Annotated in this window: 9 protein-coding genes; 4 read left to right on the top strand and 5 right to left on the bottom strand. The window is 40.0% G+C overall.

Annotated elements, in window-relative coordinates; genetic code table 11:
• Positions 1–26 precede the first annotated feature (26 nt).
• Positions 27–2,291, top strand: coding sequence for an aconitate hydratase (locus A9970_RS06975; protein WP_153844680.1), 2,265 nt, complete (start codon positions 27–29; stop codon positions 2,289–2,291).
• Between the two features lie 174 nt (positions 2,292–2,465).
• Positions 2,466–3,338 carry a hypothetical protein gene (locus A9970_RS06970; protein WP_153844679.1) on the top strand — a complete coding sequence of 291 codons (873 nt, stop codon included), beginning with the start codon at positions 2,466–2,468 and terminating at the stop codon, positions 3,336–3,338.
• Positions 3,339–3,432: 94 nt separating this feature from the next.
• Here the strand turns inward: A9970_RS06970 and A9970_RS06965 are convergent, their stop codons facing one another.
• Positions 3,433–4,269, bottom strand: coding sequence for an MBL fold metallo-hydrolase (locus A9970_RS06965; protein ID WP_153844678.1), 837 nt, complete (start codon positions 4,267–4,269; stop codon positions 3,433–3,435).
• A 473-nt stretch (positions 4,270–4,742) separates the two neighbouring features.
• On the opposite strand from A9970_RS06965, the gene pckA reads away from it, so the two are divergent.
• Positions 4,743–6,362 carry a phosphoenolpyruvate carboxykinase (ATP) gene (gene pckA / locus A9970_RS06960; protein WP_182981766.1) on the top strand — a complete coding sequence of 540 codons (1,620 nt, stop codon included), beginning with the start codon at positions 4,743–4,745 and terminating at the stop codon, positions 6,360–6,362.
• An 82-nt stretch (positions 6,363–6,444) separates the two neighbouring features.
• Here pckA and ppk2 read toward each other — a convergent pair whose 3' ends face one another.
• From ppk2 to A9970_RS06945, 3 genes are all read right to left on the bottom strand, one after another.
• Positions 6,445–7,254, bottom strand: coding sequence for a polyphosphate kinase 2 (ppk2, locus tag A9970_RS06955; protein WP_182981765.1), 810 nt, complete (start codon positions 7,252–7,254; stop codon positions 6,445–6,447).
• A 1,145-nt stretch (positions 7,255–8,399) separates the two neighbouring features.
• Positions 8,400–11,942 carry a chromosome segregation protein SMC gene (gene smc, locus A9970_RS06950; protein WP_182981764.1) on the bottom strand — a complete coding sequence of 1,181 codons (3,543 nt, stop codon included), beginning with the start codon at positions 11,940–11,942 and terminating at the stop codon, positions 8,400–8,402.
• 69 nt (positions 11,943–12,011) lie between these two features.
• The gene (locus A9970_RS06945; protein WP_182981763.1) at positions 12,012–12,716 is read right to left on the bottom strand and encodes a DsbA family oxidoreductase; all 705 of its coding nucleotides are present in this window, start codon (positions 12,714–12,716) and stop codon (positions 12,012–12,014) included.
• Between the two features lie 110 nt (positions 12,717–12,826).
• Here A9970_RS06945 and A9970_RS06940 point away from each other — a divergent pair, with 110 nt between their 5' ends.
• Complete coding sequence (locus A9970_RS06940; protein WP_153844672.1) at positions 12,827–13,642, top strand: patatin-like phospholipase family protein; 816 nt, start codon at positions 12,827–12,829, stop codon at positions 13,640–13,642.
• A 105-nt stretch (positions 13,643–13,747) separates the two neighbouring features.
• Here the strand turns inward: A9970_RS06940 and A9970_RS06935 are convergent, their stop codons facing one another.
• Entirely contained in the window at positions 13,748–14,662 is a 915-nt protein-coding gene (locus A9970_RS06935; RefSeq protein ID WP_182981762.1) for a glycerophosphodiester phosphodiesterase family protein, read from the bottom strand.
• Positions 14,663–14,701: the final 39 nt, after the last annotated feature.

The raw sequence follows: 14,701 nt of genomic DNA, 5'->3' as shown, positions 1-14,701 counted from the left end.
AATTAAACAACATAAATTAGAGAGATATGGCTTTTGATATAGATATGATTAAAAAGGTCTATAGCCAATATGACGAGCGCATTGCTGCGGCTCGTCAAGTGGTTAACAAACCTTTGACTTTATCTGAGAAAATTTTGTATGCCCACCTTTGGGATGGCAATGCTACTGAAGATTACAAACGCGGCGTTTCTTACGTTGACTTTGCTCCAGACCGCGTTGCTATGCAGGATGCAACTGCACAGATGGCATTATTGCAATTTATGCAAGCTGGACGTCCAAAGGCAGCAGTTCCTTCTACCGTACACTGTGATCACCTGATTCAGGCGAAAGAAGGAGCAGACAAAGATTTAGCGCGAGCTAAAAACGAAAGCTCTGAAGTATTTAACTTTTTGAGTTCTGTGTCCAATAAATATGGTATCGGTTTCTGGAAACCCGGAGCAGGTATTATTCACCAGGTTGTTTTGGAAAACTATGCTTTTCCAGGCGGTATGATGATTGGTACGGACTCGCATACGGTGAACGCCGGCGGTTTAGGTATGGTTGCAATCGGTGTGGGTGGTGCTGATGCTTGTGATGTCATGGCAGGTTTGCCTTGGGAGCTTAAATTCCCTAAGCTGATCGGTGTAAAATTGACGGGTAAGCTCAGCGGATGGGCTGCAGCAAAAGACGTGATCTTGAAAGTTGCAGGTATCTTGACTGTAAAAGGCGGAACAGGTGCTATCGTTGAATATTTTGGCGAAGGTGCGGAGTCTTTATCTTGTACAGGAAAAGGGACAATCTGTAACATGGGCGCTGAAATTGGCGCGACAACCTCAACTTTTGGGTACGATGAATCCATGGAGCGTTATTTACGTGCTACTGGTCGTGCCGAAGTGGCGGATGCGGCAAATGTAATTAAAGACCACCTGACAGCAGATGCAGAAGTTTATGCTAATCCTGAGCAGTATTTTGATCAGTTAATAGAAATCAATCTATCTGAATTGGAACCTTCTCTAAATGGTCCTTTTACGCCAGATTTATATACACCAGTTTCACGCATGCGCGAAGAGGCTGAAAAGAATGGCTGGCCATTGCAAGTGGAATGGGGATTGATCGGTTCGTGTACAAATTCTTCTTATGAAGATTTATCCCGTGCTGCCTCCATTGCAAAACAAGCAGTTGATAAAGGGCTTATCACAAAAGCTGAATTCGGTATTAATCCCGGGTCAGAGCAAGTGCGTTTTACGGCTGATCGCGATGGTTTGCTGAAAACTTTTGAAGACCTCAATGCGACAATTTTTACCAATGCATGTGGTCCATGTATCGGTATGTGGGATCGTGTAGGAGCCGATAAACAAGAGAAAAATACAATCGTTCATTCTTTCAATCGTAACTTTGCAAAACGTGCAGATGGCAATCCAAATACTTATGCATTTGTTGCATCGCCAGAATTGGTAGCTGCAATCGCGATTTCTGGTGATTTGGGTTTCAATCCGGTAACTGATACCTTGACAAACAATAAAGGTGAACAAGTGAAGCTAGATCCACCTGTAGGGGATGAGTTGCCAACGAAAGGCTTTGCGGTAGATGATCCTGGATATCAAGCACCTGCGGCTGATGGTAGTTCGGTGGTGGTTGATGTAGCTCCTACTTCTGATCGTCTTCAACTGTTGGAGCCTTTTGCTCCATGGGAAGGTACCGATTTGAAAGGGTTGAAATTATTGATTAAGGCGAAAGGTAAATGTACTACTGACCATATTTCTATGGCTGGTCCTTGGTTGAAATACCGTGGTCATTTGGACAATATCTCAAATAACATGTTGATTGGTGCTTTGAATTTCTTCAATGAGAAGACTGATAGTGTTAAAAATCAACTCACAGGCGAATATGGTCCTGTTCCTGCTACACAGCGGGACTATAAAGCACACGGTATTGGTTCAATTGTAGTCGGTGATGAAAACTACGGTGAAGGTTCTTCCCGCGAGCATGCAGCGATGGAACCTCGTCATTTGGGTGTTCGTGCTGTTTTAGTTAAGTCTTTCGCGCGTATTCACGAAACGAACTTGAAAAAACAAGGTATGTTGGGATTAACTTTTGCAAACAAAGACGATTATAACAAGATTCAGGAAAATGATACCATTGATATTATAGGCTTGACAACATTTGCACCAGGTAAACCTTTAACACTTGTATTACATCACGCAGACGGAACGCAAGAAGAGATTTTGGCGAACCATACCTACAATGCGCAACAAATTGAGTGGTTTAAAGCTGGTGGGGCTTTGAATATTATTCGTAAAAATCAAGGGTAACAATTCCTTGGAAATATAATAACTGAAAAGCTGCTTTCCTGGAAGGCAGCTTTTTTTGTTTCCAGCGTGGAATGACATTTCTGTGATCTTCGTCATATTTTTCCAATTTCCATTGATTTTATTTGCTTATAAAATAGAATGCGGGTACTTTTGCCCAACGTTTTTAGCACCGATATGAGAAAAATATTTTTAACGATTGGAGCACTTGCATTAAGTGTTTCTGCCTTATTTGCCCAAGAAAATCCTGAGATAGGAAAAAGCATTTTCAAACCGAAAAATTTGAGAACAGAAAGTAACAAGGGCAAATTCTTCTTCTTTTGGGGGTACAACTTCTCTTCTTACGCGAAATCAGATATTCATTTTACGGGTCCTAATTATGACTTTATACTCCATGATGTAAAAGCGGGTGATAGGCCAACTAAATTTGGTTCGACGTATTTTGATCCAAGCCGATTAACTATTCCACAATTTAATCTGCACTTTGGTTATTATATCAAGGATAATTACTCAATTTCGTTGGGATGGGACCATATGAAATATGTGGTCGATATTCCGCAGCAAATCAAAATTTCAGGTTATATTGGGGATGAAATCTCAAAACCCGGTATACCTACGGGAGATAAAGCAGGACAGTATGATGGTAAAGTTATTACTGTAGACTCTGCCATGCTGACATTTGAGCATACAGATGGTTATAACTTTGCCTCAGTAGGTCTGGAGCGTTATGATGACATCATCAATAATCGCAAAGGTCAACAGGTGCTGACAATGGAATCTGGTGTGGATGTAGGTCTATTGATTCCTCGTTCCGACGTCCATCTTTTTGGCGAAGGAGCCAACCACTTTTGGAACATTGCCGGTTATGGTGCTTCGGCAAAAGTTGGTTTGCACTACCGTTTTTATAAAGGACTCTATCTTCAGGGGAACTTCAAAACGGGCTGGACTGATTTAACAAACATTCGTACAACTGGAAGAAGAGGGGTAGATAAAGCATCCCAACAAATATGGTTTTTTGAAAATTACTGGGCTTTGGGCTTTAGATTCTAAACATATTCATGAAACAAAAAAGGCTACTTTCAAAGTAGCCTTTTTTTTGTTTATCCTTTTTTATATCCTATTTGATCTCCTTTGATTAGACCTGCTAAATCTCGCCCAATTTGAAAATGTCCTTTACCCGGATACCTTTTTCAGTACGTTGAAGTGTACAGCATTCATGTATGGGATCGTGTTCGAAAAATAAGATGTATTCATTATCGACGATCTCATTCCAATAGCTGCTACGTTCCTCCATGGTCACGAGGGGTCTGACATCATAACCCATAACATAAGGAATGGGGATATGTCCCACCGAAGGTAATAGATCCGCCATATAGAGGATTGTTTTGCCTTTATACTGTATCTGTGGCAACATCATAGCTTCTGTATGGCCGTGTGCATAACGTATAGCGATATTGTTTCCAAAAGGATTCTGATGATCTTCAACAAATTTTAATTGTCCGCTCTCCTGTATCGGTAGAATGTTCTCTTTTAAGAAAGAAGCTTTTTCGCGCGGGTTAGGATCGGTAGCCCAAGACCAATGGTCGCTATTGCTCCAAAAATGAGCATTTTTAAAAGCCGGAACCAGCTGTTCACCTTCACGGGCTATAGCCCCGCCACAATGGTCGAAGTGCAGGTGTGTAAGGATGACATCGGTGATATCGCTTCTGTCAAATCCAATATTTTTTAATGATTTATCCAGCGTTGCATCTCCGTGAAGATAATAATAGCTGAAGAATTTTTCATTTTGTTTGTCTCCCAGTCCTGTATCGACCAGCATTAATCGATTACTGTCCTCGATGAGGAGCAAGCGGTTTCCCCAGGTACACATATTGTTGGAGTCGGCCGGGTTTGTTTTGTTCCAGATACTCTTTGGGACAACGCCAAACATTGCACCGCCATCGAGTTTAAAAAATCCCGTTTCTATAGCATGTAATTTCATTCGCAGATTATGTGTCTTTTAATGGTTATATAGCATATCCAGTTTATTTTAAGCACAAGCAATTATTTGTCAGATGGCATGAAAGTCACCCCGTGCTCTTCCGTGTTCGTGCTAAAATTGTAGCTATTTCATCTCTTTATCTTTACATATGTTAGTCCGTCCGCCTGGACATTGCTGCCGCTTTCAACGATCAATAGCTGGTGGACCTTACACTGTCTGTTTTTTTACCTTATTAATATTTGTAAAGGTTGGAACAATTTACGAAAAATATGTGATATTTTTTGATAGTGATAAATTGATGTGCTAAAAAAATATGCTAAAAAGTTTATTTTTTTTTATCTGTATAAGTTATTGTTAATGAGTGGTTTGTTTTTGTGTTTTTTGTACAATAAGCTTGATTTTTAGATAATTAAGTTTTGTTTTTAGCGAAAAATGCCTTTAAATTTGGGCACATTTTAAAACAAACAAAAAATATGAAAAAGGGTAACATTGGAAACGCGCCTGATTTGAAATATTTAAAAATTGATAGTACAAAAAATGTATTTTATCAATTGCCTGTTTCTGAATTGGTCGAACATGCCTTAGCAAATCACGAAGGTCGACTTTCTGATACGGGAGCACTCGCTGTTGATACGGGAAAATTTACTGGAAGATCGCCAAAAGATCGGTTTCTGGTCGAAGATTCTTTAACAAAAGATAGCGTTTGGTGGGGAGAAATCAATCAACGGATGTCTCCGGCTAATTTTGAAACACTATTTTCGAAAGTAGCTGATCACTTAAGTGATAAAATCATCTATGTAAGAGATTGTGCCGCAGGGGCTGATCCAGCTTATCAAATAGATTTGCGTGTTGTTACGGAGACAGCTTATCAAAGTATATTTGCCAATAACCTGTTTCTGCGGCCGGAACCAAATTTGGATGCTCAGCCTGCTTGGTCGATTTTAGCTGCCCCGACGCTGCTTATCGAAGAGCCGCATCAATATGGCATTATCAACGAAAATTTTGTCGCGATTGATTTTACAAAAAAGATAGTACTGATTGCGGGGACCGGTTATACAGGGGAGATTAAAAAGAGCATTTTCTCAATATTGAACTTTATTTTGCCATTCCAGCATAATGTGCTTTCTATGCACTGTTCGGCGAATACTTCAAAAGAAGGGGAGACAGCTTTGTTTTTTGGACTTTCGGGTACAGGGAAGACGACCTTATCAGCTGATAGAAACAGAAAGTTGATCGGTGATGATGAGCATGGATGGAGCGAAAGGGGAATATTCAATTTCGAAGGAGGCTGCTATGCCAAATGTGTAGGTTTGTCGGAAGACAAAGAGCCTGAGATCTTCCACGCAATTCGTTTTGGGTCTCTGCTTGAAAATGTTGTTTTGGATGAATTTGATCGACCTGATTACAACGATATTAGCAAGACGGAAAATACCCGCGTATCCTATCCAATAGATTTCATGGAAAATGCCGAAATGAGCGGTATTGGTCGTGAACCTGAAAATATTTTTTTCCTGACGGCAGATGCTTTTGGTGTACTTCCTCCCATTTCATTGTTGACCATAGATCAGGCGGTATATCATTTCGTTAGTGGTTATACAGCAAAGGTTGCGGGTACAGAGGTAGGGGTAAAGGAGCCTACAGCAGCATTTTCAACCTGTTTTGGACAGGCATTTTTGCCGCTTCATCCTTCAAAATATGCGGCTTTGCTGCGTTCAAAACTAGAACAAAATCGCAACATCAAAGTTTGGTTAGTGAATACGGGCTGGATTGCCGGTCCTTATGGAATAGGCAGACGTATTAAGCTAAATTATACGCGATCGTTAATCCGAGCAGCAATGGATGGCTCACTGCTGGAGTCTCACTTCAACAAGCATAATATTTTTGGACTGGAGTATCCGACGAGCTGTGGCGAGCATGTTCCCGCACAAATTTTAGATGCGCGAGGCTTATGGAACAATGACGAGGCTTATGACATGCAGGCAAACCGCCTGGCGAAACTGTTTATTTCGAATTTTGAAAAATTCAATAATGAGATGCCAGCCTCGGTGCATGCAGCAGGACCTAAAATAGAAACTACAGTTCTGGTGTCCTAATTCGTTCTGACATTATAAAAAACAGGAGGAAATACTTTTCCTCCTGTTTTTTATAATTGTACCTTTTCTAATCAACAGACCTTTAATCGTGTTTTGTGACGAAAGAATCTATTTTTTCCTGTTCACTTCCAACAAGAGCATTGATAATCAGTTTGAAGGACGCCAGGCGAGCCTTTTTCTTGTTATCTTTCGTGATTTCTAGCCAAGGCGATTTTTTGCTGCTTGTCTTTTTAAATAAATCCTCAATATAGCCCGTATATACATCCCATTTCTCCTGCGCTTGCTGGTCTAACACACCAATTTTCCATTGTTTTAGGATATCCTCTTTTCGCTCTTTTAACCTTTCGGCTTGCTCTTCTTTGCTGACGTTCAGGAATAATTTGATGAGGATGATGCCATCGTCGATTAACTGCTTCTCAAATTCAGGGACCTGGTTCATAAACAGTTCATGTTGCTCCTTGGAGCAAAACCCAAATACAGGTTCAACAACAGCTCTGTTATACCAGCTACGGTCAAAAATCACAATTTCGCCGGCATTAGGGAGCTGTTTGATATATCGTTGAAAATACCATTGCCCGGCTTCCTCTTCGGTTGGTTTGGGCAATGCAACAACGCGTACCTTTTTGGGATTTAGATATTGGGTTACACGGCCTATTGTACCACCTTTACCCGCAGCGTCCCTACCTTCAAAAATAATAAGGACCCGTTTTCCTTTTTCAATGATTTCATATTGAAGCTTTAAGAGTTTGACTTGGAGATCGTAAAGTTCTTTCTCATAATCGTAAACATCATTGAATTTTTTTATTTCCAGAATGCCATGTTGTTCCAGATAATTTAAAACATCTTTGTTTTCGTGGATCTTCTGAAGTTCATTTAAATCGTATTCTGCCATATGATATTTATTTATATGTTCGTTTTCCTAAAGTTACTTATTGAATTGTTAAAAAATGTCAAATTTCACATAAATCCGCAAGAGCTGTGTAATAATAAGCTCATGGCTTACGTTTAATATTCAAAACAGCGAAAGAGGCTGTTTGCATAAATTAGACTTTTCATAAATTTAGGTTAATAATTGGTTAGGTTAGCTCGGAGTTCCCCACTTCGAGCTTTTTTTGTGAACAGGATCGGAGGATCCCTGACAAGAACACGAAAAATTACGGTTTTGGCCACGCTCAAATAGAGTGTATCATTAATTCTTTCTAAATGTTAAAAAACGTTAAATACCTTTTATTGTTATAATGAATTCAAAAATGTAGCGTTTTCATTACAAATACTTTTCATAAAATAGGTTAATATATGGCTAACGAAAGCTCAGAGTTCCCCACTCTGGGCTTTTTATTTTTCAGGTTCCTTTTTTGACTTGCCGACTCTTTTTTTGACTTGAGTCAATGTTTAGCTTTTTGATCTGCGGCATATTTGCACTCGAAATATTTAAATAAAAAATATATGCGTGCATGATTAAAAAAAGGGCAAACAATTGGTTTTTACAATGCCATAATTCCCATTATTGTATCGGTATTTGGAGTCTATTTGACCATTGGAATTGCTTTTGCGCTATTATTGTCAATAATGAGCTGGCTTGCCACGGTAAAACTACCAGCGGTAGCCATTGATTAAGATCATATCCGTAGACCATTTTATAAGGTAATATGGGCGATTTTTGGACAAGGGTTGAGCCTGGCGTTTTCTTCCATGGCATTTGGCTGTATTGCGTCCATCATTGTCTTGTTCTTCAAGGGAATGAATTGGAGGGAGTCTTCACTGGCGTTTATGGTCTCTGCGACTGGAAGGACCACTGGCGGAAATGATCGCGGGCTCGTTTGGTTATCAGTCGGTCTATTTATTTGAGGGAATCGGCTGTCTGCTGTCCATCCTTATATTGATCTGCAACAGGAAATAAGCTTAGGGCAATTCACAGCATGTTGCAGCAAAGAATCTCATTAAAGGCAAGAGGAATTAAATTGATCTGTATAAATAAGACGGACCGGGTGTACATCCCCTGAGTCCGTCTTGTTTATTATATATTTTTGCTGCACACTAGGCAACTTCTCTTAGATCTACTGCAACTACACGGGATACACCTTGTTCAACCATGGTTACTCCATAGATGATGTCCGTACTCGCTATCGTTTTTTTATTGTGTGAGACCACGATAAATTGTGAATTCTTGGAAAAATCCCGGATAATATTATTGAATTTATCAATATTAGTATCATCCAACGGAGCGTCCACCTCATCGAATATACAAAAAGGTGCCGGTTTAGAAAGATAGAGTGAGAACAACAAGGCTGTTGAAGTCAAGGTCTTTTCACCACCCGAAAGCTGATTGATAGACAGCGGTCTTTTCCCTTTTGGCCTTGCAATAATGTCGATGTCTGAATCCAGCGGATTGCTCGGATCTGTGAGCACCAGGTCGCAGCTGTCTTCTTCGTTAAATAGCGAACGGAATACCTTGACGAAGTTATTCCTTACGGCATCGAATGTAAACATGAATTGAACTTGAGCGGTATCGTCAATTTCTTTTATTGTTGCCATCAATGAGCCTTTTGCTTCGATTAAATCAGCTTTCTCTTTGTTAATGAAATCATAGCGTTCGTTCATCTCGTCGAAAGCCTCTTTTGCCATCAGATTGATCGTTCCAAATTCATCAAGCTGTTTCTTGAGTTTGCTGCATTTCGTAGCCAATGTAACTTGATCTTCTGTGATCTCAGGCACATCTTCACGGTCAATCAGGTCTTTCAGTTCAATGTTGAATTCAACAGAAAGGCGTTCTTTCAAGGAATTGAGGTCGATCTGAAGGCCTGTTTTTTTGTCTTTGATCTCTGAAACAAGAAAGTCACTCTGTTCTTTTGAACGACGTTGCTGTGTCAGGGAATCTTCGAGGTTATTGATCTTCTGCTTATCTGCATAGTAGCCGTCTTCCAATTCTTTGAGACCATCTTCCAGGGCAATCTTCTGCTCATACATGGCAATAAGATCCTGATCTTCTTCATCTTCAAATGGAATGGTTGTTCTTAAAGCTTCTAGCACTTCAACTAATTCTGCACTGTTTCGCTCCACACGGATTTCGTGGTCATCTTTCTGCGTCTCTCTAAATTCGAGATCTTTTGTGATATTGGAAACTTTGTTTAACTGTTGATGGTAAGTGATATTCTCTTGATTGTATGCAGTCGATTTTTCGTTAAGTACTTCAGATATTTCATGGAACTGATCTTGTAAAGTCGATAGTTCGGCGATACTCTGTTCTTTTTCCAGGCGCAACTCCTGAAGCTGTGGCTCCGCAATTTTTAAATCCGATTCTATACCTTCAATTTTCTCCTGAATATCTTTTTTACGGGCCTGGGAGTTATTGATGAAGGCTTGATATTGCTCTTGCTTTGTTTTGACGGTAATTAATTCATTATTCAGTCTATTGAGCTGAAAGCGCAGCTCATCGATTAACTCTTTCTGTGAATTGCCACGCAGTGCATCCAGGCGAGCTGTTTCGGCCGTTATTTTATCTTCAAGTTTTGCTATTTCCTGATTTAAGGTTTTGATCTCTTGGGATAGCACTTCGAGGTTTTTCGCTCTTCCGATACGTTTTCCCTCAAATAATCCCACAGAACCACCAGAAAGGCCCAAATGATGTTTCGAATAACGTCCATTTTTTTGTAGAATCACCTGTCCCAGAGCAGGGAGCTTTTCATCCAGCTCCTTTTCATTTTCATGTTTAAGGATGAAGACCTGCTGGAGCAGCATCGTACATAAAGCCCTGTACTTTTCGTCTACGGTAATCACATCCAATGCAGACATCAAATTGTCATTTGGTGCAGGGGCAACGCTTGGGGAATCCGCTATGGCATCTAAAACAAAGAAATTAGCTCTCCCTTTTGCGGCATCGCTCAATAGCTGAATCGCCTGAACAGCATCTTGTTGTGTTTCGACAACATAATGGTTCATAATAGGCTCTAGGTAGTTCTCAATAGCCACACGGTAATCTTCCTGACAGAAAAGGACATCTGATAGGAGCGGAGGCTGCTTTTTCCATCCTGCATTTTTCTTGAGGAATCGAATGGAATCAGGGAAACCTTCTAAATTATCAACAAGGGATTTTGTGAGGTTGTATTCGTTTTGTTTGGCATCTACAAGACGGAGATCTTTGGCCAGCTGGGCCTTAAATTCCTCTAGGTTTGCCTGGCACTGATTAATCTGTCCTTGGAGCTCTTCTTCCTGCTGGTTTGCTGAATCGTACTGTAGCTGCTGTGCTTCCACACGGCCCTCCAATTCCATAACAGAGGAATTGAACTGCCGCAATTCGGCTTCTTTTGCTTCTGTATCTACACTATTGCGAACAGATTCTTGCAGAAGAGCTTCTTTCTGAATTGTGAATACTGCAAGATCTTTTTCTAATTTGTAAATTTTGGCCTGTAATTCAGCATTACTCTTATTAAAAATATCAAGTTTTCCCTTTGCAGACTGTTGCTGTCCTCTCAGTTCGTCGACTTCGGATTTATCCGATTCAAGATTCGTTTTTAACGAATCGAGTTTATTTTGCTCATCAAACAATTCTTCATTCAGTCGTTTGATGGTGTAGAGTACGTGATTAAGCTGTTGTTTATCGCTGTTGATATCGAGGTTCAGCCGGTTTTCCTTATCTTGAAGATTTTTAACTTTTTCGTTTTTGATCTTCTTTTCCGATTCATAACCTCGGATTTTATTGACAAATTCCTGTGTTGTTTTTTGCTGTACCGAAAGGTTTTTTTCCTGTTCCAAATTTGTCTGGCGGAGTGTTTGGAGTTCAGTTTCCGCGTTCAGGATATTTTGCTGTGCATTGACGGCATCTTTTTGAACCTTGGATTCTTGTGTCTGAAGTCTTTCTAATTCGGTCGAAAAATCAGCAATTCTATAATAAGCCAAATCTATACTGCTTTGGCGGTATTCTGCTTTAAGTGAGGTATATTTTTCAGCTTTTTTAGCTTGATTTTCTAATGATTTGAGATTCTTTGTGATTTCATAAAGCAAATCATCCACACGGCTAAGATCGGCCTCAGTATCTCTCAGCTTTGCTAAAGTTTGTTTTTTACGAACTTTATACTTAGAGATTCCCGATGCTTCTTCGAAGAGGTTGCGACGTGAATTATCTTTGTTGTTGATAATTTCATCAATCATTTTCAATTCGATAATCGAATAACTGTCGGCACCAACCCCGGTATCCAGGAACAGATCCGTAATATCTTTTAAACGACATTTGACATCATTCAATCGATATTCACTATCGCCGTTGCGAAACAGCTTACGGGTGACGGTCACTGTCGAGAATTCCGTTGGCAGAATATTATTGTTGTTGTTGAAGGTCAGCGAAACTTCTGCAAGGTTTGCCGGCTTTCTATTTTTCGTTCCATTGAAGATAATATTTTCCATTTTATCGGAGCGAAGCATCTTTGTGCTTTGTTCTCCCAGTACCCAGCGTATGGCGTCGACCACATTGGACTTCCCGCATCCATTGGGACCGACAATCGCTGTGACACCATCATTGAAGTTGATCGTGATCTTGTCTCCGAAACTCTTAAATCCTTTAATTTCTAGTTTGGTTAACTGCATTTATACCAAATTTGTTTGTCGTTATAAGCTTGCGAAAATAGTAAAATTAAACAATAATTTTTTCTTTCTTTATTCACATTTTCCTGTTTCAGGATCACATGAAGGGCCTTCTTCGCCTCTGCGTTCAAGAGGTGCAGGCTGACTGGCCAGGCATTCATTTATTGTATTGTGAAAGACTTCCATGGGCTGTGCTCCGGGGATAGCGTATTTTCTGTCAAATACAAAGAAAGGAACACCTCGGAGTCCTAAGCTGACACCTTCTTGGATATCCTGCGCAACATCATAAGCAAATTCATCTGATTCCAATAAGTTTTTTACCTCCTGAGCGGAAAGATGCTCTTCTGTTGCGATAGCGATGAGAACCTCGTTGTTATTTACATCGAGACCATTGGTGAAATGAGCCTTAAATAAGGCTTTTTTGAGCTGAGTGCCTTTTAGCTGTGCCTGGGCAAAATGGATCAGACGATGAGCTTTTTTTGTATTTACAACGATTGCTTTTTCAAAATTCAGGTCAATACCCAGCTCTTTTCCCTGCGCACTGAGTTGTGAAGTCATCGCAACCACATCGTCCATGCTCATGCCCTTCGTTTGAACGAGGTAGTCGTAGGTTGGCATTGCCGGAGCATCTTCGGGATAGTCGGGGTTAAGCTGATACGATTTCCAGATGATTTCAGCGGCTGGCTTACTTGCGGTTTGCTGAAGCGCCAATTCAAGCTTTGTCAAGCCAATATAACAAAATGGACAAATGATGTCCGACCAAATTTCTATTTTCATATTTCTTTTTTTACTGCGTATATTGTAATCAAAAATACATATAATAACGATGATTATCTGTTTACATTGTTGCTTGGATGTAAACAAGTGTTTCATGTACTTGTATACTTATGTTGGAGAAAGCTTTTTTGAATCGTAAAGTTACCCTTGTCCTGGGTGGAGGTGGTGCAAGAGGTCTTGTGCATATTGGTATTATTCGACGGCTTGAAGAGCTGGGCTTCGAAATCGATGAGGTGGTAGGTTGTTCAATAGGAGCACTTGTTGGTGGTATTTATGCGCAAGGGAAGATGGATGTTCTCGAAGATTGGATGCAGCGCCTGACGAAGAAATCGGTCTTTAATATGATGGATTTTAGCTGGAAGGGGCTAGGAATGATGAAGGGAATCAAGGTGTTTAACGCCTTGAAATCTGTGATCCCTGATGCTAATATAGAGACTTTTCCAATTTTGTTTAAAGCCATTGCGACAGACCTAAACTACGAAAAGGAGGTTGTGCTGGATTTTGGGAGTATGTATGATGCCATTCGTGCTTCGATTGCTATTCCAGCTGTATTTACAGCGGTGGAAGAGGAGAACCATGTGTACGTTGACGGTGGTGTGCTGAATCCATTGCCCATAAATCATGTAACCAAGAAAGAGAATTTAATCATTGCTGTTAATTTGGAATCTAAACCGGATAAACAATATTCTGTTATCAAAAAACTGGATCCGAAGACTTCGAATTCCTTGGATATTCTACAAGCCTCATACTATGTGATGCGCAGGAAAATGAGCCGTATGATTGTTGATTTATACCATCCCGATGTGGTGGTGGATATTCCCTATAATATATGTAACCTTTGGGATTACCACCGCTCTGAATTTTTGGTTCAAAAGGGACGTGAATATATTGACAAAGCATTAAAAAACAAAACCAAAACAAAGTAGTTTAGGGCGATTAACGAACTGCTTTGCTTTGGCTTGGTTTCTCCTGACATTAAGATGCACTGGAATTCATTTTTTTTATTCTTAACGAAACAAGCAAGGTGTTTGTTAAAACAAATTGGGGTAATCGCTAATAATTCCGTCAACCTTTACAGCCTTCAGCTGTTCTATCTCGTCTTTTGTATTGACTGTCCATGGAATAACCTTGATATCCGCTTTATGGCACTGTGAAATAAAATCGCGTGTAGCTATTTTATAGTGCGGACTTATAATAAAAGGTGTAAAGCCCAAAGCTGCAATTGTTTGCTCAACACTCTTGGTATAATTTGCATCAATAAGATAAGAAACTTTGATTTGAGGATATGCTTTGTGCAGATATTTAATAGCCCTGCTGTCAAATGATTGGATGACGGTTCGTGAAGCAATTTTCTTATCGGTGATCACCTGCACCATAAGGTCCACAAACTCTTCTACCTTTGGATGGAAAATACCATCTTTATCTTCCTTACTCTTCACTTCGATATTGTAAAACATCGGTGCTTTCCTTTTTAGACTTGCGTAGGCTTCAGTACTATCAATAAGGTCTGATAGCTTTGCTATACGTGTAACCTGTTTTTTCTGTTCTGGAAACTCTTTATAAAATTTCGATCCGATATCGTATTTAATCAGATCTTTATAAAGCATATCATAAATTCTCAGCGATTTGTCCTTGTCAGAAATTTCGGAGCCATTGGGTTTCAAGACAAATTTTGGGTTAAGATAATCGTCGTGAAAGACAACAACCTTACGGTCTTTGGTAATGTGGCAATCCATTTCCAGTGTGGTCACCTTTGCAAGATCTATTGCATTTTTCATAGCAGCGATAGACTCTTCAGGATATAGGCCGCGGCCGCCGCGATGTGCTTCCAGACTAAGTTTAGGGAAATTGCCTGAATTTGTTTTTGCTGAATCTTTCATAACTGAACAAGATACAAATGGTAATAACGTGCCCCAAAAGGCAATTCTGAGAAGACTTCTTTTCATTATTGAAATATTTAAACAAAATAGGGGAGTTGCTATATA

This window comes from Sphingobacterium sp. UME9 (assembly GCF_014170215.1).
GTDB lineage: Bacteria > Bacteroidota > Bacteroidia > Sphingobacteriales > Sphingobacteriaceae > Sphingobacterium > Sphingobacterium paramultivorum.
This window is presented reverse-complemented; position numbering and strand designations above follow the sequence as displayed.